At 68.0% G+C, this 20,562-nt stretch carries 18 protein-coding genes; 8 read left to right on the forward strand and 10 right to left on the reverse strand.

What is annotated here, in order from left to right; translation table 11 throughout:
- Positions 1 to 52 precede the first annotated feature (52 nt).
- From HAV22_RS17710 to HAV22_RS17725, 4 genes are all read left to right on the forward strand, one after another.
- Positions 53 to 1,540 (forward strand): NCS1 family nucleobase:cation symporter-1, encoded by a 1,488-nt coding sequence (locus tag HAV22_RS17710; RefSeq protein ID WP_166860810.1) that lies wholly within the window; start codon positions 53 to 55, stop codon positions 1,538 to 1,540.
- 25 nt (positions 1,541 to 1,565) lie between these two features.
- Positions 1,566 to 2,954, forward strand: coding sequence for a dihydropyrimidinase (hydA, locus tag HAV22_RS17715; protein WP_166860812.1), 1,389 nt, complete (start codon positions 1,566 to 1,568; stop codon positions 2,952 to 2,954).
- A 12-nt stretch (positions 2,955 to 2,966) separates the two neighbouring features.
- On the forward strand, positions 2,967 to 4,244 hold the full coding sequence (locus HAV22_RS17720; protein WP_166860814.1) for a Zn-dependent hydrolase: 1,278 nt from the start codon (positions 2,967 to 2,969) through the stop codon (positions 4,242 to 4,244).
- 462 nt (positions 4,245 to 4,706) lie between these two features.
- Positions 4,707 to 5,267 (forward strand): MHYT domain-containing protein, encoded by a 561-nt coding sequence (locus HAV22_RS17725; RefSeq protein ID WP_229421289.1) that lies wholly within the window; start codon positions 4,707 to 4,709, stop codon positions 5,265 to 5,267.
- Here HAV22_RS17725 and HAV22_RS17730 read toward each other — a convergent pair.
- Positions 5,230 to 6,435 carry an ammonium transporter gene (locus HAV22_RS17730; protein ID WP_166860816.1) on the reverse strand — a complete coding sequence of 402 codons (1,206 nt, stop codon included), beginning with the start codon at positions 6,433 to 6,435 and terminating at the stop codon, positions 5,230 to 5,232. The two genes, HAV22_RS17725 and HAV22_RS17730, sit on opposite strands and share 38 nt — an antisense overlap.
- Positions 6,436 to 6,667: 232 nt before the next feature.
- On the opposite strand from HAV22_RS17730, the gene HAV22_RS17735 reads away from it, so the two are divergent.
- Both HAV22_RS17735 and HAV22_RS17740 read left to right on the forward strand, forming a co-directional pair.
- Positions 6,668 to 8,479: a DUF885 domain-containing protein gene (locus HAV22_RS17735; RefSeq protein ID WP_166860818.1), complete on the forward strand. Its 1,812-nt coding sequence runs from the start codon at positions 6,668 to 6,670 to the stop codon at positions 8,477 to 8,479.
- A gap of 80 nt (positions 8,480 to 8,559) precedes the next feature.
- Positions 8,560 to 9,870, forward strand: a complete 1,311-nt coding sequence (locus HAV22_RS17740) for an NRAMP family divalent metal transporter (protein WP_166860820.1) — start codon at positions 8,560 to 8,562, stop codon at positions 9,868 to 9,870.
- A gap of 4 nt (positions 9,871 to 9,874) precedes the next feature.
- Here the strand turns inward: HAV22_RS17740 and HAV22_RS17745 are convergent, their stop codons facing one another.
- From HAV22_RS17745 to HAV22_RS17765, 5 genes are all read right to left on the reverse strand, one after another.
- Positions 9,875 to 10,990: a TIGR03118 family protein gene (locus HAV22_RS17745; protein ID WP_229421290.1), complete on the reverse strand. Its 1,116-nt coding sequence runs from the start codon at positions 10,988 to 10,990 to the stop codon at positions 9,875 to 9,877.
- Positions 10,991 to 11,072: 82 nt separating this feature from the next.
- A complete protein-coding gene (locus HAV22_RS17750; RefSeq protein WP_166860823.1) occupies positions 11,073 to 11,780 on the reverse strand; it encodes a TorF family putative porin in 708 nt (235 codons plus the stop codon).
- A complete protein-coding gene (locus tag HAV22_RS17755) occupies positions 11,729 to 13,051 on the reverse strand; it encodes a S8 family peptidase (protein ID WP_166860825.1) in 1,323 nt (440 codons plus the stop codon). Before HAV22_RS17755 ends, HAV22_RS17750 begins: the two co-directional genes overlap by 52 nt.
- On the reverse strand, positions 13,048 to 13,779 hold the full coding sequence (locus tag HAV22_RS17760; RefSeq protein ID WP_166860827.1) for a zf-HC2 domain-containing protein: 732 nt from the start codon (positions 13,777 to 13,779) through the stop codon (positions 13,048 to 13,050). Before HAV22_RS17760 ends, HAV22_RS17755 begins: the two co-directional genes overlap by 4 nt.
- Complete coding sequence (locus HAV22_RS17765; protein WP_371869675.1) at positions 13,776 to 14,363, reverse strand: RNA polymerase sigma factor; 588 nt, start codon at positions 14,361 to 14,363, stop codon at positions 13,776 to 13,778. Before HAV22_RS17765 ends, HAV22_RS17760 begins: the two co-directional genes overlap by 4 nt.
- Positions 14,364 to 14,546: 183 nt before the next feature.
- Here HAV22_RS17765 and HAV22_RS17770 point away from each other — a divergent pair, with 183 nt between their 5' ends.
- Positions 14,547 to 14,924 (forward strand): hypothetical protein, encoded by a 378-nt coding sequence (locus tag HAV22_RS17770; RefSeq protein WP_166860829.1) that lies wholly within the window; start codon positions 14,547 to 14,549, stop codon positions 14,922 to 14,924.
- Between the two features lie 81 nt (positions 14,925 to 15,005).
- On the opposite strand, the gene HAV22_RS17775 is transcribed toward HAV22_RS17770, so the two are convergent.
- Positions 15,006 to 15,944, reverse strand: coding sequence for a LysR substrate-binding domain-containing protein (locus HAV22_RS17775; RefSeq protein WP_166860831.1), 939 nt, complete (start codon positions 15,942 to 15,944; stop codon positions 15,006 to 15,008).
- A 118-nt stretch (positions 15,945 to 16,062) separates the two neighbouring features.
- On the opposite strand from HAV22_RS17775, the gene HAV22_RS17780 reads away from it, so the two are divergent.
- On the forward strand, positions 16,063 to 17,265 hold the full coding sequence (locus HAV22_RS17780; RefSeq protein ID WP_166860833.1) for a urate hydroxylase PuuD: 1,203 nt from the start codon (positions 16,063 to 16,065) through the stop codon (positions 17,263 to 17,265).
- 182 nt (positions 17,266 to 17,447) lie between these two features.
- On the opposite strand, the gene HAV22_RS17785 is transcribed toward HAV22_RS17780, so the two are convergent.
- The 3 genes from HAV22_RS17785 to HAV22_RS17795 all read right to left on the reverse strand — a co-directional run bounded on the left by HAV22_RS17785 (position 17,448) and on the right by HAV22_RS17795 (position 20,421).
- Positions 17,448 to 19,817 (reverse strand): S9 family peptidase, encoded by a 2,370-nt coding sequence (locus HAV22_RS17785; RefSeq protein ID WP_208296244.1) that lies wholly within the window; start codon positions 19,815 to 19,817, stop codon positions 17,448 to 17,450.
- Between the two features lie 161 nt (positions 19,818 to 19,978).
- A complete protein-coding gene (locus tag HAV22_RS17790) occupies positions 19,979 to 20,149 on the reverse strand; it encodes a hypothetical protein (RefSeq protein WP_166860837.1) in 171 nt (56 codons plus the stop codon).
- Positions 20,150 to 20,172: 23 nt separating this feature from the next.
- Positions 20,173 to 20,421 carry a hypothetical protein gene (locus HAV22_RS17795; protein ID WP_166860839.1) on the reverse strand — a complete coding sequence of 83 codons (249 nt, stop codon included), beginning with the start codon at positions 20,419 to 20,421 and terminating at the stop codon, positions 20,173 to 20,175.
- Positions 20,422 to 20,562: the final 141 nt, after the last annotated feature.

A 20,562-nucleotide genomic window follows, 5' to 3' on the forward strand; every position in this document is an offset into this window, starting at 1 on the left:
CATCGCTCTTGCTAAGTGCTGTCTGTACCGCCAACTCGATGGAGACCTCCCGATGAGCACCGACCCCGCAACAAATCAGGACCTGTGGAACGAAGACCTGGCGCCGACGAGCGCCGCGCAGCGCACGTGGCGCTGGTATCACTTCGCCGCGCTGTGGGTCGGCATGGTGATGTGCATCCCCGCGTACACGCTGTCGGCCAGCCTGATCGAGGGCGGCATGTCCGCGTACCAGGCCGTGTTCACCGTGTTCCTCGCGAACGCCATCGTGCTGCTGCCGATGCTCCTGATCGGCCACGCTGGGACGAAGTACGGCATCCCGTACGCCGTGCTCGCGCGCGCCGCGTTCGGCACGCGCGGGGCGCGGCTGCCGGCGCTGATGCGCGCCATCGTCGCCTGCGGCTGGTACGGCATCCAGACGTGGTTCGGCGGCAGCATGATCTACACGTTGCTGGGCGTGCTGGCCGGCCACGAGATCGGCGGCGCGAAGTTCGCCGGCCTCGGCATCAACGGCGCCCAGTTGCTGTGCTTCATCGTGTTCTGGGCGATCCAGTTCTGGTTCATCGTGCACGGCATGGACGCCATCCGCAAGCTGGAGACGTACACCGCGCCATTGAAAATCGTGATCTGCTTCGTGCTACTGGGCTGGGTCTACGACAAGGCCGGCGGCTTCGGCCCGTTGCTGGACGCGCCATCGCAATTCGTCGACGGCGGCAAGAAGGCCGGCCAGTTCTGGCCCACGTTCTGGCCGTCGCTGACGGCGATGGTCGGCTTCTGGGCCACGCTCGCGCTGAACATTCCCGACTTCACCCGCTTCGCGCGCACGCAGCGCGACCAGATCCTCGGCCAGTCCGTCGGCCTGCCCGTGCCGATGGGCCTCCTCGCGGCGCTGGCCGTGATCGTCACGTCGGCCACCGTCGTCCTGTACGGCAAGGCGCTGTGGGACCCCGTCGACCTCGCGAGCCGCATGACCGGCTCCGCCGTGCTGGTCGCGTTGATCGTCCTGCTGGTCGACACCGTGAGCGTCAACCTGGCCGCGAACCTGGTCGGCCCCGCGTACGATTTTTCCGCGCTGGCGCCGCGCCTCATCTCCTACCGCACGGGCGGCTACATCACCGCGGGCATCGCGCTCGTGATGATGCCGTGGAAGATTCTGGAATCGACGCAGGGCTATATTTTTACCTGGCTGATCGGCTATTCGGCGCTGCTCGGGCCGATAGCGGGCGTGCTGATCATCGATTACTACCTGATCCGCCGCACGGAGCTCGACGTCACCCAGTTGTACAAGGACGACGGCATCTACGGCTATAAAAATGGCTGGAACCCGGTCGCCATCGTGGCCTTCGTCGCCGGCGTCCTGCCGAACATCCCGGGCTTCCTGAACGCCGCGTTTCCCGCGTCGTTCCCGGACGTGGGCGCCGGCTTCAAGACGGTGTACACATATGCGTGGTTCGTGGGGATCGCGATCTCCGCGCTCGTGTACGGCGTCATGATGAAGGGCAGGGCGGCGCCCGCGCTGCGCCCGGCCCGCTCGCTCGACTGAACGCAGTTCGCACAAGGGGAACACAATGACCATCCTGATCCGTGGCGGTACCGTCGTGAATGCCGACCGCGCGTTCCGCGCCGACGTCCTGACCGAGGGCGGCAAGATCGTCGCCGTCGGCGAGAACCTCGAGGCGCCCGCGCATGCGACCGTCGTCGACGCGGGCGGCCAGTACGTGATGCCGGGCGGGATCGACCCGCACACGCACATGCAGCTGCCGTTCATGGGCACCGTCACCGCCGACGATTTTTATACCGGTACGGCGGCGGGTCTCGCGGGCGGCACGACGACGATCATCGACTTCGTCATACCCGACCCGAAGCAGCGCCTGATGGACGCGTTCCACACGTGGCGCGGCTGGGCCGAGAAGGCGGCGGCCGACTACACGTTCCACGTCGCCGTCACGTGGTGGGACGATTCGGTCCACGAGGACATGGGCACGCTCGTCAAGGAACACGGCGTGAACAGCTTCAAGCACTTCATGGCGTACAAGAACGCGATCATGGCCGACGACGAGACGCTCGTGAAGAGCTTCCGCCGCGCGCTCGAACTGGGCGCGATCCCGACCGTGCACGCGGAGAACGGCGAGCTCGTGTACCAGTTGCAGCGCGAGCTCGTGGCGAAGGGTATCCGTGGGCCGGAGGCGCATCCGTTGTCGCGGCCGCCGGAAGTGGAGGCCGAGGCGGCGAACCGTGCGATCGCCATCGCTGGAGTCCTCGGTACGCCCGTCTACATCGTCCACGTGTCGTGCGCGGAGTCGCTCGAGGCCATCACGCGTGCCCGCGCGCGCGGCCAGCGCGTGTACGGCGAGGCGCTGGCCGGGCACCTCGTCATCGACGACAGCGTGTACCGCCATCCCGATCCGGAAGTCGCGCGCGCCTACGTGATGAGTCCCCCGTTCCGCTCCAGCCACCACCAGACCGCGCTGTGGCAGGGCCTGCAGGGCGGTAACCTGCACACGACGGCGACGGACCACTGCACGTTCTGCGCGGGCCAGAAGGCGATGGGCGCGGACGATTTCACGCGCATCCCGAACGGCTGCGGCGGCGTCGAGGAACGCATGGCCGTCGTGTGGGATGCGGGCGTGAACACCGGGCGCCTGACGCCGTCCGAATTCGTTCGGATCACGTCGACGAACGCGGCGCAGATCTTCAACATCTACCCGCGCAAGGGCTCCGTGTCCGTGGGCGCGGATGCGGACATCGTCGTGTGGGACCCGCACGGCACGCGCACCTTGTCGGCCGCCACGCAGCATTCGAAGGGCGACTTCAACGTGTTCGAAGGCCGCACCGTGCGCGGCATCCCGACGCACACGGTGGCGGCCGGGAAGCTCGTGTACGCGAACGGCGACCTGCGCGCGGAACGCGGCGCGGGACGCTATGTGGAACGGCCGGCGTTCGGCACAACCCCCTGAACGGAGAACGAGATGAACGACCTGCGCATCAACGGCAAGCGACTGTGGAACTCGCTGATGGAACTGGCGCGAATCGGCGCCACCGACAAGGGCGGCGTGAAGCGGCTCGCGCTGACGGACCTCGACCGCCAGGGCCGCGACCTCGTCGTGCAGTGGGCGAAGGCCGAGGGGCTGGCCGTCACCGTCGACGCGATCGGCAACGTCTTCATGCGCCGCGAGGGCACGAAGCCGGACCTGCCGCCGGTCGTCACGGGCAGCCACATCGACACCCAGCCGACGGGCGGCAAGTTCGACGGCAACTACGGCGTGCTGGCCGGCCTCGAAGTCGTGCGCACCTTGAACGAGAGCGGCATCCGCACGGAGGCGCCGATCGAAGTCGCGTTCTGGACCAACGAGGAAGGCTCGCGCTTCGTGCCCGTCATGATGGGTTCCGGCGTGTTCTGCGGCGCCTTCAGCCTGGAGACGGCGTATGCGGCGCGCGACGTCGACGGCAAGTCCGTCGGCGACGAATTGAAACGGATCGGCTACCAGGGTGACCAGGTGCCCGGCGACCACCCGATCGGCGCCTATTTCGAGGCGCACATCGAGCAGGGCCCCGTGCTGGAAGATGCGAACAAGGTGATCGGCGTCGTGCCCGCCGTGATGGGCCTGTCGTGGTACGACTGCACGGTGACGGGCATGGAAGCGCACGCGGGCCCCACGCCGATGCACCTGCGCCGCGACGCGCTGCAGGTCGCGACGACCATCATGCAGGAGACGGTCGCCATCGCGAACCGCTATCCGCCGTATGGCCGCGGCACCGTCGGGATGGTGCAGGTGTTCCCGAACAGCCGCAACGTGATTCCGGGTCAGGTCAAGTTCAGCATCGACCTGCGCAACGTGACGGACGATCTGCTCAACACGATGCACGGCGAGATCGAGGCGTTCGTCGAGCGCACGCGGCGCGAGACGGGCCTGGCCATCGTGCTGGAGCGCGTCTCGTACTACCCGCCGTGCCCGTTCCACCCGGACTGCGTGGGCGCCGTGCGGGCCGCCACGGAAAAGCTGGGCTATTCGACGATGGACGTCGTATCGGGCGCCGGCCACGACGCCATCTACGTGGCGCGGCTGGCGCCCGCCGGCATGATCTTCGTGCCGTGCAAGGACGGCATCAGCCACAACGAGATCGAGGATGCCCAGCCGGGGCATCTGGAAGCCGGCTGTAACGTGCTGCTGCACGCGATGCTGGAGCGGGCCGGTATCGCCGGCGCCGCCGTGCCCGAGCGGGATGATATTTTTGCACAAAAGTAACAGCGAGTGAATTCCTGTCACCATGCTGGCTGAACGCGCGCGCCGGTAGCATACTGTGAACTTTCGCCGACCCGATGCGCCAGTAAGCTGGTAGTGTGGGCACCCCGTGCCCACGCGTAACGCCAACACGTCGCATACGTCCGCGTGGGCTCCGGGAGCCCACCCTACGCACATGACGTTCGCGCCCATGTCGGCCATTTTCCGCCAACCCGCTACCGCGCACGTCGCCGATGCTGACAGGATTTTACGAGACCCCGCTGGTCCTGGTGTCGATTCTCGTCGCGATCGTCGCGTCGTATCCGGCACTGAGCTCGCCGGCCGCGTGGCGGAAGCGGCGGGCCCTTCCAGGTTCGCCTGGATACTGGGCCTCGCGCTGTGGCAGGTCAGCCGCGCGGACCTCGGCCCCGTGCGCCTCGGCGTGAGTGCCGTGATCATGGGCGCCGGCATCAACGCGATGCACTCATGGGCGCGGCCGCCATGCGCCTGCAGCCGGGGATCGTGTACGACCCGCTGCTGTTCGCGCTCTCGGTGCTGGTCGCGATCGTCGCGTCGGCGCTCGCATTGTGGATCGCATTCCGCCTGCGCCGCAGCACGCCGGACGTATTGCTGCCCCGCGTCGGCGCCGCCGTCGTGATGGGCTTCGCCATCATGGGCGTCCACTACACGGGCATGGCGGCCGCGAACCTCCCCGCCGACAGCGTGTGCATGGCCACGCGGATCGTGCTCGCGACGTTCTGCGTGCTGGGGCTTGCCCTCATCGCATCCGTGTTCGACGCCCGGCTGGAAGCGAACGCGCGCATCCTCGCGATGTCGCAGGCGACGGCCGCCGACCGCCAGCAACTGCTCGAACGCGAGCATCGCGCGCGACCAGGCCGAGCGCCTGTCCGCGCTCGCCAAACCGGTCGAGCCGGCGGCGCTGGCGGACGCGATCCGGCGTGCGCTGGCACGCGGCGGCGAGGCCGCGGCCGCACAAGGGGTGTGACGCTTACTGGAACGTGGTTTCGCGTTCCGGCGTCGCGCTGATGCGGTGGATGGCGAGGTCGGCGCCGTCGAATTCTTCCTCGGCGTCGAGACGCAGCCCGACGGTGGCCTTCAGCAGGCCGTAGACGATGATGCCGCCGCCGGCCGCGATGACGATGCCCAGCACGGTGCCGATCAGCTGCGACGCGAACGACACGCCGCCGAGTCCCCCCAGCGCCTGGCTGCCGAAGATGCCCGCGGCGATGCCGCCCCATGCGCCGCACAGGCCGTGCAGGGGCCACACGCCCAGCACGTCGTCGATCTTCCAGCGGTTCTGCGCCAGGGTGAACATGACGACGAAGATGGCGCCTGCCACCGCGCCCGTCACGAGGGCGCCCATCGGGTGCATCAGGTCGGAGCCGGCGCACACGGCGACGAGGCCGGCCAGCGGGCCGTTGTAGACGAAGCCCGGGTCGTTCTTGCCCATCACGAACGCGACGAGCGTGCCGCCCACGAGGGCCATCAGCGAGTTGACGGCGACAAGGCCGTTCATCTTGTCCAGCGTCTGCGCGCTCATCACGTTGAAGCCGAACCAGCCGACGGTGAGGATCCACGCGCCCAGCGCGAGGAACGGGATGTTCGACGGCGGGTGCGCGGAGATGCGGCCGTCCTTCGTGTAGCGGCCACGGCGCGCGCCCAGCAGCAGCACGGCCGGCAGCGCCGCCCAGCCGCCGACGGCGTGCACGACGACGGAGCCGGCGAAGTCGTGGAAACCCGCGCCGAAGGCGGCGGCGAGCCAGTCCTGGATGCCGAAGCGGTTGTTCCAGGCGATGCCTTCGAACAGCGGATAGACGAGGCCCACGAGCAGGGCGGTGGCGGCCATCTGCGGGTGGAACTTGGCGCGCTCGGCGATGCCGCCCGAGATGATGGCAGGGATCGCGGCGGCGAACGTCAGCAGGAAGAAGAATTTCACGAGTTCGTAGCCGTTCTTCGCGACGAGGGTGCTCGTGGCGCCCATGAAGTGGATGCCGTAGGCGATGCCATAGCCGACGAAGAAGTAGGCGATGGTGGAGACGGCGAAGTCGATCAGGATCTTGACCAGCGCGTTCACCTGGTTCTTGCGGCGCACCGTGCCCAGCTCGAGGAAGGCGAAGCCGGCGTGCATCGCCAGGATCATGATCCCGCCGAGCAAGATGAAGAGCGCATCCGCGCCACTTTTATATGCATCCATGCGTTACTACTCCAAAAAAGTGCAAGTTGGTCGAATTAGCACTTCTGGGTAGCAATAAACGTTCCAATTTGGTGAAAAGGCGCACTCCCAGTGAGCATGCACAGTGGGTTGCTCCTAAAGCGTGCACAAGCACCGTTGCGGTGCGTAAATGCGCCAAAATGGGGCTCGGCGATGGTGTGGTCGATCGGGCAACCCGTAGTATCCTTGCGGAAGCACCTCACAAAGGAGACCCATGAACCGCACCCTGAACGCCGCCATCCTCGCGGCCCTGTTGTCGGCCGGCGCGCCTATCCTGTCCGCCCAGGCCGCGACCACCCCCGCCACCCCGTCCGCATCCGCTTCCGAGCGTCAGGTGGACAGCATCGCCGCCCGTTTCTACGACGCGCGCGCCCGCTTCGACCCGATGCTGTACGCCACCGCCAACGGCGACAGCCGCTACGACGACCAGTTGGGGATGGCGATCGCGCCGCAGGTCCGCGCCCGCTACTTCGCGGCGAACCACAAGCTGCTGGACGAGTTACGCAAGATCGACCGCGCGCGCCTGTCGGACAAGGCACGCCTGAACTACGACATCCTCGCGTTCGAGATCCGCGGCCAGCTCGACCTCGAACGCTTCCCCGAGCACCTGCTGCCGCTGAACCACTTCGACAACGTGCCGAGCAACCTGGCGAACTACGCGAGCGGCACGGGCTCGCAGCCGCTGGCGACGCCGGCCCAGTACCGCGCCTACCTCGCGCGCCTGCAGCAGCTGCCCGCGTGGATCGACCAGGCCATCGCCAACATGAAGGAGGGCGTCAGGAAGGGCGTCGTGCAGCCGAAGGCCATCACGGCGTCGATGCTGCCGCAGTTCCGCCAGCTGGCCGCCGCCGATCCGGAAGCGAGCATTTTCTACACGCCGATCAAGAACCTGCCGGCCGGTTTCTCCGACCAGGACAAGAAGACGCTGACGGCCGGCTACCGCGACGCCGCGCAAAAGATCGATGCCGCGCTGGGCCGCCTGAACACCTATCTCGAGAAGGACTACCTGCCGGCGGGCCGCTCGACGGCGGGCTACGGCGCGCTGCCGGACGGCGCCGCGTGGTACCAGGCGCGCATCCGCAACAACACGAACCTCGACCAGAAGCCGGCGGAGATCCACGCGCTGGGCGAGCGCGAAGTGGCGCGCATCCAGCACGAGATGGCGGCGCTGGCGCCGAAGCTGGGCTATGACGGCCCGCTGAAGACGTTCCCGCAATGGGTCGCCGCCCAGCCGCGCTTCAAGCCGTTCAAGAGCGACCGCGAAGTGCTGGACCGCTACCGCGCGATCTACGCGACCGTCGAGGCGAAGCTGCCGCAGTATTTCTCCTTGCTGCCGAAGGCGAAGCTCGACATCCAGCTGGAGCCCGAGCTGACGCGCGCCACGGCGTCCGACCACTACACGCCCGTCGCGGCGGACGGTTCGCATCCGGGTGTGTTCTGGGCCGTCGTCAACGATCCGAAGGACTACAGCACGGTGGGCATGACCACGTTGTTCCTGCACGAGGGCGTGCCGGGCCACCACCTGCACGCGGCGCTGCTGAAGGAATTGCCGCTGCCGGACTTCCGCAAGTTCTTCACCGAGCACCCGAGCGCCGCCGCCTACGGTGAAGGCTGGGCGCTGTACTGCGAGACGCTGGGCCACGAATTCGGCCTGTACGACGACCCGGCCGCGTACTACGGCCACCTGAACGACGAGCTGCTGCGCGCCGTGCGACTCGTCGTCGACACCGGGATGCACGCGCAGGGCTGGTCGCGCGAGAAGGCGATCGCGTACATGATGGACAACCTCGGCTACAGCGAGGCGCGCGCCGCGAACCAGGTCGAGCGCTACATGGTGTGGCCGGGCCAGGCGCTCGCGTACAAGACCGGTGCGCTGAAGATCCTCGAGCTGCGCGCGCGGGCGCAGAAGGAACTGGGGCCGAAGTTCAGCTATGCGAAGTTCCACGCGGTCGTGCTGGGCGACGGCACGCTGCCGCTGCCGATCCTGCAGGCGCAGGTGGAGAAGTGGATCGCGGCGGAGAAGTGATCCTCTGCTGATCATTACGGGCCGTGCACTGTGTGCGCAGGCGTACATATCGTCTGCGTGCACGGGTGCATGATGGCCTCATGGACAAGCATGACAACAAGGATGCCGACGGCACCATCGCCGCGCCGTCGCCGGAAGCCTCGACCTGGCTGTCGAAGCTGGGCCCGGGACTGATCACGGGCGCCGCGGACGACGACCCGAGCGGCATCGCCACCTATTCGCAGGCCGGCGCGCAGTTCGGGTTCAACCTGCTGTGGACCCTGCTGCTGACGTATCCGCTGATGGCCGCGATCCAGGTCATCAGCGCGAACATCGGCCGCGTGACGGGGCGGGGCCTCGCGACGAACCTGCAACGCTACGCGCCGCGCCAGGTCGTGTGGGCGATCGTCGGCCTGCTGCTCGTCGCGAACATCATCAACATCGCGGCCGACGTGGCGGCGATGGGCGAGGCGATGTCGCTCGTCGCGCCCGGCCGCGCGCACTGGTACGCCGTCGGCTTCGGCATGCTGTCCGTGCTGCTGCAGGTGTTCGTGCCTTACCAGCGCTACGTGAACCTGCTCAAGTGGCTCACGCTCGTGTTGCTCGCGTACGTGGCCACCGTGTTCGTCGTCCACGTGCCGTGGCACGACGTGCTGAAGTCCACCGTGTGGCCGCACATCGCGTGGAACAAGGATTATCTGACCACCATCGTCGCCGTGTTCGGCACGACGATCAGCCCTTACCTGTTCTTCTGGCAGGCGTCGCAGGAAGTCGAGGAACTGCGCGCGGACGATGCCGCCCAGCCGCTGCGCAAGGCGCCCGAACAGGCCGTGCGCCAGCTCAAGCGCATCCGCTTCGACACGTGGGTGGGCATGGGCGTGTCGAACGCCGTCGCCTTCTTCATCATGCTGACGACGGCCGCCACCTTGCACACGCAGGGCGTGCGCGACCTGCAGTCGGCCGCGCAGGCCGCATCGGCGCTGAAGCCCGTCGCGGGCGAGTTCGCGTTCATCCTGTTCGCGCTGGGCATCGTCGGCACGGGCCTGCTGGCGATCCCCGTGCTGGCAGGATCGGCCGCGTACGCGATGGCCGGCACGTTCCACTGGAAGAGCAGCCTGGGTGCCGAATTCTCGGCCGCGCGCAAGTTCTACGCGATCATCATCGTCGCCACCCTGGCCGGCGTCGGCATCAACTTCATGCCGCTCGACCCCATCAAGGCACTGTACTGGAGCGCCGTGCTGAACGGCGTCATCGCCGTGCCCGTGATGGCGATCATGATGCTCGTCGCGATGAGCAAGCGCATCATGGGCGACCTCACGATCGTGCCGCGCCTGTCCGTGCTGGGCTGGTTGTGCACGGGCGTGATGGCGGCGGCGACGATCGCGATGTTCGCGTCCTTCCTGCCGGGGTGACCGCTTACTGCAGGTCGATGCGCCCGTACAGCCCGTGCGCCTCGTCGCCCGGCCCGGCCGTGTAGAACAGCGTGTTGGTCGGCTGGTTGTTCACGCCGTTGCCGAACGCGATGCCCCACAGGCCGTCGATGACGATGGGCGTCTTGTCGGCCTTGGACAGGGTGCCGACGAACGCGCCCGTGGTCGGGTTGTATGCATTGATCTTGCCGTCGCCGAAGTTGGCGACGAGGATGTCGTTGCTGAAATCGCCAAAGTTTGCCGGTGCCATCGCGATGCCCCACGGTGCGTTCAGCGCGCCGCCGCTCGTCAGGCGCTTGACCATCGTGCCGCCCGTGTCGTACACGTCGACGACGCCCAGGCCCGCGCCTTTGACTTCGTCGTTCCCGGCCGTTTCACGCTGCGCGTACGCCACGTAGATGCGGTCGCCGATGGCCTGGATGCCGAACGGCGCATAGCCCGTGGGCAGGCCCGGGTCCGTGAAGCTGCCGGGCAGCGTGGCTTTTTGCCAGTTGGCGTCGTAGACGTCGACCTTGTTGTTGTGGAAGTCGGCGGCGTACAGGTAGTTCGCGCCCGCGTAGCTGGCGATCGCGACGCCCTTGTAGACGGCATTCCCGCCCGTGTCCACCGCCGTCACGGCGTTCGTGCGGTTGACGGTGGGCGACCACCCGGACACGGTGCCGGCCTCGCCGACGAAGATGAACGGGCTGGCGCCCGTCACGCCGTTCTGCGTGACCTTGAAGTCGGTGCTGCCGTTGTAGACGATACCCGTCGGGGCAGCGGCGCCGGCGGTGCCGGCCGGAATCGCGACGATGAGCGTCTGTGGCACGCCGTTGCCGTCGTACAGCGTCGACGTCGAGGTACCGTTGTTCGCGACCCAGACGAACGCGGTCGGGTTGAATGCGAGGCCCCAGGCATTCACGAGTTTCGTGTCGGTATGCGCGGCGCCGGCCGTGCTCTGGTCGGAGACGAGGGCCGTCGTCGCAAAGGCACTCGTCATCGTCGGTGGCGGGGTCATCGAATGGTCGCTGCCGCCGCCGCAGGCCGCGACGAAGGCGCCCAGCACGATGCTGGACAGGCCGGCCGCGAGCATGCGCACGGCCGCTTTCGGTTGCAGGTTCATGATTGCTCCTCTATGGACGCGTCGAAGGGACGACGTTAATGCCCCCGTCCGCGTGCAAGGTTCAATCGAATCGCAGGTGTTTTCAGAAGCGCACGCTGGCGCTGGCGAACAGGGCGCGGGCGCGCGGCCGTTCGTAGTCGGACGCGTGCATGAGCGTCTGCCAGCCGGCCTGCAGGCGCCAGTCGGACGTGTCGTACGCGAGCGCGGCGCGCAGGTCGGTGCGGTCGGGGCCGCTGCGGCGGTAATCGGCAAACGGGTGCAGGATGCCGCCGTGCAGCGCCAGCGAGACCCGCTCGCCCAGCGGCACCCCCGTGTTCACGTCGAGATAGGCGGTGCGGCCGGCGCCGAAATAGGCGGGCGAATAGGACAGGCGCGCACTGACGCGGTCGAGGGTCAGGCCGGCGTAGAACTCGTGGTAATCGACCTCGTGGTTGCGCAGGTAGATCGTGCGCGACACGCCCGCGTCCCACGACAGCCGCGACGTCAGCGGCGCCGCGCGTCCGCCGTAGACGATCAGCAGGCCCTGGCCGCGGCCGTACAGCTTGATGGGCGAGGCGAAGGCGCCCGTGTACCAGCCGCCGGCGGCGTCATGGTCGACGCGCAGCTGCAGGGCGGGATCGGGGTTTAGCGACATGCCGCGCATCGCATACCCCGATACGAGGGTGAGGTCGGCGCTGGTCTGGGCACAGGCGCCGCGCGCCAGCATGGCGGCGGCAAGGAAGAGTGTACGCGCGCCCGTCAACGCGGGTGCGGGGCGGGAAGGCTGGCGGTCGTGGCAGTCGAAGGGCATAGGCAGAGACAGGTTCCGGCGGCGCGCGCAACGGCCGCGCAGGCGTCTATGCTACCAGCTTGTCGAGCTCCCGACGCCAGCGCGGCGGGCAGGATGCGTGCGCCGCCCGCGAGGTCGGCCTTCAACCGGGCCGGGGGAGTGTCCGGGCGCAGCTCCAGCATCAGCGCGGCCAGGCCCGCCACGTGGGCCGCCGCGTACGACGAACCGGACACCATCCCCCAACGCGCGCCCGGCAACGACGTGGGCACGTCCGTGCCAGGCGCCCGCAGCGATCCCGGTGGAGGGGCCTGTTGCGTGTCCGACGCGACCGCGATCACGCCCGGGTGCGACGCGGGGAAGCCGCCGTCCGGCTGGTTCGGATCGGCCGCGCCGACGAGCGTCACGCCGCGCGCGAGGGCGGCGTCGAGCAGCGCCTGCAGCAGCCGGTCGCGCGGTCCGCCAAGACTCATGTTGATGACGCGCGCATCGCTCATCAGCGCGAAGTTGATCGCCTTGCCGAGCGTGAAGCTGTTGCAGCGCGCGGGCGGCCCTTCCGTTTCCCAGCAGGCGCGCAGGGCCAGCAGGCGCGCGTCCGGCGCGATGCCCGCGATGCCCAGGCCATTGCCTTCGCGCGCGGCGATGATGCCGGCGACGGCCGTGCCGTGGGCCTCGGCCGCATCGGGGTAGGTGTCGACGAAGTTGCGGCGCAGCTTGACCTGGCCGGCGAGGTCGGGGTGCTTCTCGTCGATGCCGCTGTCGACGACGGCCACCGTCACGCCCCGTCCCGTGCTGGCGCGGTGCAGCGACGTCAGCTGCCAGGCGCGCGCGGCCGGTTGCACGGGGAGCAGCGGGTCGCCGGCGTCGAGGCCCCGGTATTCCTGGATCGCCTGGGCCCATTCGACGCGCGGGTCGTGCGCCAGCGCATCGAGCAGCCGGTCGACGGGGCCGGCCCGTCCCGCCTGCGCTTCCTCCATCACGAAGCAGTCGATGCCGATGGCGGGCATCGGCCAGTCGTCGACGACGCGCAGGCCGTGCGCGGCCGCGAGTTCGCGCGCGACGCGGCGGCGCGCGGCGCGCGTGCCGTCGTCCGTGTAGCCGCCGCCGTAGGCGCCGTCGGGACGGAAGTGCGGCGACGGCATGCGCAGCATGACGAGCACCTGGTGCCCGGACTGTGCGGCCTGGCGGGCGTCGGGGGCGTCCGCGCTCGCGCGCGGCACCACGCACGCGAGCGCGCACAGGGCGGCGCACAGCGCGAAGAGGCGGGCGAAGATGCCGGTATGTCGCTGGTTCACGGCCGGCCGTCCATGGACAAGGGTTCGGCCAGGGTGACGGCCGGTTCCGCGCGCAGCCGGTCCAGCACGGGAGCGGCCTGGCCGTCCGCGCCGACCAGCCACGCATCCGTGACCGTCGGCCCGCCGACGATGCGGCCGCCGCTGGCGCGCACGATGCGGCGCAGTTCGCGCTCCGGCGTGTCGGGGCGGAACGTGACGATGAGCCGCGCCGCGCCGTTCGCGCCGCCGGCGCCGAGCACGCGGTACGCATCCGGCGTTTCAAGGTGGGCGGCCGGTCGTGCCAGCAGCACTGCGAGCACGGCGATCACGCCGCATTGCGCCGCCACGGCCGCGCGCAGCCAGGCGCCGTCGTTGGCGGCGAAGCGTTCGCGCCAGCGCTGCAGCAGGCCGGGTGCGGCGGCAATCGGCTCCGCGCCTGGCGCTGCGGCCGGGGCGCAGGCCGGCAGTGCGCCGTCGTCGTCCACGGCTGCCGCATCGTCGAGACGCGGCAGTAGGCGCGCCAGCGCGCGGTTTGGATCGAAATCGAGGTCAGGGTCGAGTTGGAGCGCGGGGCCAGCGGCGCGCACGGTGCGCAGCGCGGCGAGGTCGGCGCGGCAGTCGGCGCACGTCTCCACGTGGGCCTGCACGTGTTCCAGTTCGGTGCCCGTGAGGGTGCCGTTGGCGAGCCAGGGCAGGACGTCCTGGGCTTCGGCGTGGCGCGCGGTGACGCGGTTGCTGTGCGGGTTCATGACCGGACCTCCAGCTGGTCTTCCAGCAGCGTTGCCAGGCGGCGGCGCGCGTGGAACAGGCGCGTCTTGACGGTGTTGACGGGACATTCCATGATTTCTGCGATTTCTGCGTAACCCATGTCGTGATAGAAGGTCAGCTGGAACGCGGCCCGCTGCGCTAGTGGCAAGGTCGCGACGGCCGCGTCGACGGCATGCGCGAGGCGCTGCTGCTCGAAGCGCCAGTCGGGCCGGCCGGCGTCGTCGCCCGCGTACTCGTCGGCCGTGTCGGCCGTCGGCTCGTCGAGGGCGTGCAGCGCCTTGCAGGCCTTGCGGTACGCGATCGCGAACACCCACGTCGACACCTTGCAGCTGCCGTCGAACGTGGCGGCCTTCTGCCAGACGACGAGCAGCGTGTCGTTGACGATTTCCTCGATCAGCGGCACGCTGCGCGTCATGCGCTGGAGGAAGCGTGCCAGCCGCGGGAAATACATGCGGTACAACGTCTCGAAGGCGTGCCGGTCCCCGGCGGCCACGCGGCCGACCAGGCTGGCTTCGCCCTCGGCCGCGCCGGCCGCAGGCGGCGATCCTTCAGTATGTCTGTCCACCCATGCGCTCTCTGCTGTTTTGCCGTGAATACCTGCCGGCCGCGCGAAGGTTCATGCGCGGCGCAAATATTTTTTGCCGCACGTGATTCTCACACGGATCGACGCCCTCGGGGCCCTGCGAATCGTGTTGCCGCGATCCGCCGCCCGTGTCACGATGCCGCCATGACAACCCGATATTGCCCCATGAAACGATTTGCACTGTCTTTCCTCGCCGCCGCGCTGGTCCTGGCCGGCCACGTCCACGCCCAGGACAAGCCGCGCCCGCTCGGCTACGCGAAGGTCGCCGACGCGCTGGCCGCGCTGGAAAAGAACCCGGACGCGAAGTTCAGCCATCCGGACGGCTGGACCGTCGTCACCGTCCAGAAGCCGGAACTGGCCGTGTGGTCGTTCGTGCCGAAGGGGCACGACGCGTATCCGGCCGTCGTCCGGCGCATCGTCCGCAAGACGGACAAGGGGACGTTCGTCGAGATGAAAGTGCTGTGTGAAGCCAAGCAGGAACCGTGCCGGCGACTGGCGCTGCAATTCCAGCAGTTGACGGCGCAGATGCAGCAGGCCAGGTAGGGTGGGCACCCCGTGCCCACCAAATGCACGCGTTTCGGCAATGCACGGTGGGCACGGGGTGCCCACCCTACGATTTAACCCCTACCGGTTGACGACCACCTTGGCCGCGGCCGTCACCTGATCGCGCAGCCACTTGTGCTCGGGCGACTGGTGCACACGCTGGTGCCACAGCTGGTAGAAGCGCATCGGCGGGAACTTGATCGGTACCGTGAAATTCTTCAGCGGCAGCGTCTTTTCGTAGAAACGGATGAACTGGCGCCCCGTCGTCAGCACGAGGTCCGTCTGCGTGAGCATGTACGGGATCAGGCCGAAATAGGGCGATTCCACGGCCACCTTGCGGTGCAGGCCCTGGCGTTCGAGGAAGGCGTCGATGACGCCGTGGTAGCCCGGCAGCATCGCGGTCGGCGCGATGTGGGGCAGGGTGAGATAGTCCTCGACCGTCATCGCGTCGGACGCCGTGCGCTTGGCGTAGGCGCTGTCGGCCCGCATCGTACAGATGATCGGGTCTTCGAACAACTTGGAGATGTGCAGGTGCGGCGGCGGCTCGTCCCAGTTGGCGATGACGAGGTCCATCTCGCCGTCGGACAGCATGCGCAGGTAGTCCGTGCCCGGCCCGAGGTGGTGGATCGTCACGCGGCTGTTCGGCGCGCCGCGCCGGATCGAGGCGACGACACCGGGCAGGAATTGCGTGTCGAGGTAGTCGGGCGCCGCGATGTGGAACGTGCGGTCGGCCTGTTCCGGTACGAACGGCGTCCTGCGCACGAACAGGCTTTCCGTCTCGTCGAGGATGCGCTTGGCGGGCTTGAGCAGGCTTTCGCCATGCTGCGTGGGCACCATGCCGCGCGCACCGCGCACGAGCAGCGGGTCGCCCGTCAGCTCGCGCAGCTTGCGCAGCGACGCCGAGATCGACGGCTGCGGCTGGTTCAGTTTCAGGGCGACGCGCGAGACGTTCTTCTCGACGAGCAGCAGATACAGGATGCGGATCAGGTGCAGGTCGAGGTGCTGGGGCAGGCTGGACATGGGGCTTGCTTGGTATGATTGTTATATACGTAGTCTGATTTTAAATATACGTTATTTTTCATGTTCCAGAAAATATATCGGCGGTGGTGTCGCCTGCCGGTCACGCTGAGGAGTCCCGATGGAATACCTGGTCCCGTACGTACTCGAATGGATGAACATGCTCGTGCGCTGGCTGCACGTCATCACCGGCATCGCCTGGATCGGCGCCTCGTTCTACTTCGTCTGGCTGGATAATTCGCTGCGCCCGCCCGCGCCCGGCTCCGACCTCGCCAACAAGGGCGTCGCGGGCGAGCTGTGGGCCGTGCACGGCGGCGGCTTCTACAACCCGCAGAAGTATCTCGTCGCACCGGCCGAGCTGCCGGCGGAGCTGCACTGGTTCAAGTGGGAAGCGTATTCGACGTGGCTGTCGGGCTTCGCGCTGCTCGTCATCGTGTACTGGCTCAACGCGCAGGCGATGATGGTCGACCGCGCCGTGGCCGACCTGGCGCCCTGGCAGGCCGTCGGCGTCGGGCTGGGCTGCATCGTCGCGGGCTGGGTCGTGTACGACCTGCTGTGCCGCTCGCCGCTCGGCAAGCACGATCTCGCGTTCGGCATCGTCGTGTTCGCGCTGCTGGTGGGCGCGGCCTGGCTGCTGACGCATGTGCTCAGCGGCCGCGCCGCGTACATCCACGTGGGGGCGATGATCGGCACCATCATGGTCGCGAACGTGGCGATGGTGATCATTCCCGGCCAGCGCAGGATGGTGGAGGCGATGCGCGCCGGGCAGAAGCCCGACCCGGTGTACGGCATCCGCGGCAAGCAGCGCAGCGTCCACAACAACTACTTCACGTTGCCCGTGCTGTTCATCATGATCAGCAACCACTTCGCGATGACCTACCGTCATCCGCACGCGTGGGCCGTGCTGGGCGTGATCATGGCGGCTGGCGTCTTCATCCGCCACTTCTTCAACCTGCGCCACAAGGGACGCGTCGAGTGGGTGTATCCGGCCATCGGCGTGGCGCTGCTGCTGGGGCTCGCGGTGGCGCTGGCGCCGCCGCGGCCTGCCGTCGCGGCGGGGAAGGTCGATTTCTTGCGCGTGCAGGCGATCGTCGCCCAGCGCTGTGTGTCGTGCCATGCGGCGCATCCGACGCAGCCGGGCTTCGCGAGCGCGCCCGCGGGCGTGATGCTGGACGACGCGCACGGCATCGCGCAGAACGCGCCCCGCATCTACCAGCAGGCCGTGCAGTTGAAGGCGATGCCGCTCGCGAACATGACCAATATGACGGAGTCCGAGCGGGCGGAGATCGGCGCGTGGTTCGAGGCGGGAGCAAAAGCGCCGTAGGGTGGGGCATGAAATGCGAGCCCACGCGAACGTTTGCGGCATGTTGGCGTTACGCGTGGGCACGGGGTGCCCACCCTACGTCGTCGATACGTGCGTAGGCATGCGGTCCGCACACGTTTGATTTGTTTCGGCCGTAGGGTGGGCTCCCCGAGCCCACCAAGCGTACGCGCACCGAAAACGGGTTATTTCAACGTGCGCTCGAACAGCTGGAAGATGCGCCGATACTCGTCATACCAGCTCTCCGGCTGCACGAACGAATGCTTCTCGAGCGGATACGGCGCCAGCTCCCAGTGGTCCTTCTTCAATTCGATCAGGCGCTCGGCCATGCGCACTGAGTCCTGGAAGAACACGTTGTCGTCGACCATGCCGTGCGCGATCAGCAGATGGCCCTTGAGGTTCTGCGCGTACTCGATCGGCGATGACGTCTTGTACGCTTCCGGATCGACGTCCGGCGTATTCAGGATGTTCGACGTGTACTCGTGGTTGTACGAGGTCCAGTCGGACACGGGACGCAGCGCGGCGCCGGCCTTGAAGACGTCGGGCGCGCGCAGCATGCCCATCAACGTCATGAAGCCGCCGTAGCTGCCGCCGTAGATGCCCACGCGGGCCGGGTCGCCCTGTTCGTTGGCGACCATCCAGTTCACGCCGTCGAGGTAGTCGTCCAGCTCCGGGTGGCCCATCTGGCGGTAGATCGCCGTGCGCCACTTGACGCCATACCCCTTCGATGCGCGGTAGTCCATGTCGAGGACGACGTAGCCGTTCTGCACGAGCAGGTTGTGGAACATCTGCTCGCGGAAGTACGGCGTGTAGCGCTGCGTGACGTTCTGCAGATAGCCCGCGCCGTGCACGAACATCACGACCGGATATTTTTTTCCGGCCTCCAGCTGCGCGGGGCGGTACAGCTTGGCCCAGATCGGCGCGCCGCCGTGCGTCGACGGCACCGTCACGAATTGCGGCTGGATCCACTCGTGCGCCTTGAATTCCGGCGTGCGCGTGTCGGTCAGGCGGACCGCGTCACCGCCGGACGACGGCAAGGTCGCGATCTGCGCCGGCAGGTACGGGCCGGAATAATGGACGAGCAGCTTCTTCTGGTCCGGCGACAGGCGGAAATCCTGCACGCCGGCCAGGCTGCTCACTTCGCGCGTGGCGCCGGCCGCGGCGTCGACAGCGCAGACTTCGTACGTGTGCGGCGCCTTGCGGTTGCACATCACCCAGGCCGTGCGGCCGTCGGCGGACCACGCCACGTCCGTCGCTTCCCACGCGCCTTGCGTGAGCGCGCGCGTGCGGCCGGCCGCGTCGCGCACGTACAGGTGCGAGTACCCGGTTTCTTCCGACAGATACCACAGCGTGCTGCCGTCCGGCAGCCAGCCGAAGTCGTTGTTGTCGTAGTTGATCCAGGCTTCGTCCGTCAGGCGGTGCACGGGTTTCAGGGCAGCGTGCGGCAGGTCGACGGTGGCGATCCAGCGGTCCTTGTTGTCGACGGCGCGCAGCTGCACGGCCGCGTTGCTGCCGTCCTGGCTCCACACGATGCCTTCGCCTTCGGAGCCGATCGTCACCGGCCGCAGGCCCTTCAGCGGCTCGAGCTTGTGCGCGGCACGCAGCTGCGCCAGCGGGTCCGTCGCGATGCCGGGCAGGACGTCCAGCGCCAGGTCCTTCACGTCGTGCGTCGCCAGGTTGACGAGCTTGAGGCCCTGGCCCGCGGGCGCGTTGCGGCCCACGCGCGTGCGCTCTTCCGAGAATTCCTCGTAGCCGCTTTCCGTCACGTAGCGCGGCATCTTGCCCGCGCGGCCCTTGGGCGCATCCTTCGGACCCGTGACGACGAGCAGCCAGCGCCCGTCCGGCGACAGCGCGCTGTTCACGATGGCGATCCTGTCGCCGAGGTAGATCGGGGCCGGGGCGCGGGTCGGGTCGGCGCGGCGTTCCTGCTCGGCCTGGGCGCGCGCCGCGTCGCGCTCGTCCTTCTGGCGCTTCAGGATCGTGGACAGCCGCAGCTGCATGTCGCGCAGCGCATCCGGTTCCGGCACGTTCGGGTCCTTGGCGGCGCGGGGCAGGGCGATCGGTGCCGGCACGCGCTCGTTGCGGTCCCATCCGAACCAGTCGTCGCCGATGCGGAACTGCACGCTGCGCTCGTCGGCTGAATACTGCACGGCCTGCACGGCCTGCACGGCCCCACCATGGCTGCGCGTGATCTGCACGAGCGCGCCGTTCCTGAGGTCGCGTTCGAACAGGTCGCCGTTGCGCACGACGACGGCGCGGGTGCGCGCACGGTTGTACAGCGTTTCCGGGGTGTCGAGCTTCGGGAGGTCGGCGTCTGCCACCTGCGCCGCGCGGCCGCCCCGGGCCGCATCGAGGCCCCACGTGTCGCGCAGCGGCGAGCCCGTGCGCTTCTGTTTGTAGAACACCTGCTTGCCGTCCCAGCTCCACCACGCCGCTTCGACGGGCGTGCCGATCCAGTCGGGGCTGGCCATCGCGTCGTCGAGGGTCACGGGTGTCGCGGCAAAAACAGGGGGCGCCAGCAGGGCGGCGAGAACGGCAAGAGAGGGAAGTCGCATCATCAGTCGGGTGGATAAATGAGGAACAGTTTGCTTTTCTTGGTCAGAATTGCAAAAAAGCATTCTATCTCAGCCGACAACGGTGCTGGGCGGAATCGCCGCACAAAAGACAACGCCCGGCCAATGCCGGGCGTCGGGAGACGTCGTTGCGCTGCCGTCGATCAGGCGGCGTTTTTCGGGCGGGCGTATTCGCCCATCCACAGTTCGGTCGGCGCGTTCGCCAGCCACAGGTCGGCAGGGGCGGTGACGGTCGGGTTGCGCACGAAGATCACGATGCGGGTGATGACGGCGGCGGCGGCGATGGCGACGGTGAGGTATTCGATCGGGGTCATGATTTTATCCTTGGATGATGGTATTAGTGGGTCGACGATTTGCGTGCCATGTCGGCGGTCAGCGCGGAGGCGCAGAACGGGCCCAGGATCACGCGGTCCGCCACGGTGCGGTTGCGGGCGAAGGCGCCGCTGGCCGGCTGCGCGGCGTCGTGGGCGAACCAGCCGCCGTGTGCCGTATAGAGCTCGATCGCGAAAGCGCGGATCTTGCCGAATGCGTCTGCCAGGTGGTGGCGCAGACCCTTGTCTGCCTGGGTGATCGTTGCGGTCGTCATGGTCATCTCCGGTGAGAAATCTGTCGTGTTGCGATGCAGTATAGGGAGAACCGCGTCATAAATGAACTTTTGATTTGTGATGCTTCCCATTCGTTTTGTGAATATTTCTGTGAGATAACTATTGCGGATGTGCACTCCCGC

The sequence above is a fragment of the Telluria antibiotica genome, from assembly GCF_011682055.1.
Classification (GTDB): Bacteria; Pseudomonadota; Gammaproteobacteria; order Burkholderiales; family Burkholderiaceae_D; genus Telluria; species Telluria antibiotica.

Coding starts and splice junctions, on each gene's coding strand:
- HAV22_RS17710 (WP_166860810.1), top strand. CDS start 53: ATGAGCACCGACCCCGCAACAAATCAGGACCTGTGGAACGAAGACCTG.
- hydA (WP_166860812.1), top strand. CDS start 1,566: ATGACCATCCTGATCCGTGGCGGTACCGTCGTGAATGCCGACCGCGCG.
- HAV22_RS17720 (WP_166860814.1), top strand. CDS start 2,967: ATGAACGACCTGCGCATCAACGGCAAGCGACTGTGGAACTCGCTGATG.
- HAV22_RS17725 (WP_229421289.1), top strand. CDS start 4,707: ATGGGCGCGGCCGCCATGCGCCTGCAGCCGGGGATCGTGTACGACCCG.
- HAV22_RS17730 (WP_166860816.1), bottom strand. CDS start 6,435: ATGGATGCATATAAAAGTGGCGCGGATGCGCTCTTCATCTTGCTCGGC.
- HAV22_RS17735 (WP_166860818.1), top strand. CDS start 6,668: ATGAACCGCACCCTGAACGCCGCCATCCTCGCGGCCCTGTTGTCGGCC.
- HAV22_RS17740 (WP_166860820.1), top strand. CDS start 8,560: ATGGACAAGCATGACAACAAGGATGCCGACGGCACCATCGCCGCGCCG.
- HAV22_RS17745 (WP_229421290.1), bottom strand. CDS start 10,990: ATGAACCTGCAACCGAAAGCGGCCGTGCGCATGCTCGCGGCCGGCCTG.
- HAV22_RS17750 (WP_166860823.1), bottom strand. CDS start 11,780: ATGCCCTTCGACTGCCACGACCGCCAGCCTTCCCGCCCCGCACCCGCG.
- HAV22_RS17760 (WP_166860827.1), bottom strand. CDS start 13,779: ATGAACCCGCACAGCAACCGCGTCACCGCGCGCCACGCCGAAGCCCAG.
- HAV22_RS17770 (WP_166860829.1), top strand. CDS start 14,547: ATGAAACGATTTGCACTGTCTTTCCTCGCCGCCGCGCTGGTCCTGGCC.
- HAV22_RS17775 (WP_166860831.1), bottom strand. CDS start 15,944: ATGTCCAGCCTGCCCCAGCACCTCGACCTGCACCTGATCCGCATCCTG.
- HAV22_RS17780 (WP_166860833.1), top strand. CDS start 16,063: ATGGAATACCTGGTCCCGTACGTACTCGAATGGATGAACATGCTCGTG.
- HAV22_RS17785 (WP_208296244.1), bottom strand. CDS start 19,817: ATGCGACTTCCCTCTCTTGCCGTTCTCGCCGCCCTGCTGGCGCCCCCT.
- HAV22_RS17790 (WP_166860837.1), bottom strand. CDS start 20,149: ATGACCCCGATCGAATACCTCACCGTCGCCATCGCCGCCGCCGCCGTC.
- HAV22_RS17795 (WP_166860839.1), bottom strand. CDS start 20,421: ATGACGACCGCAACGATCACCCAGGCAGACAAGGGTCTGCGCCACCAC.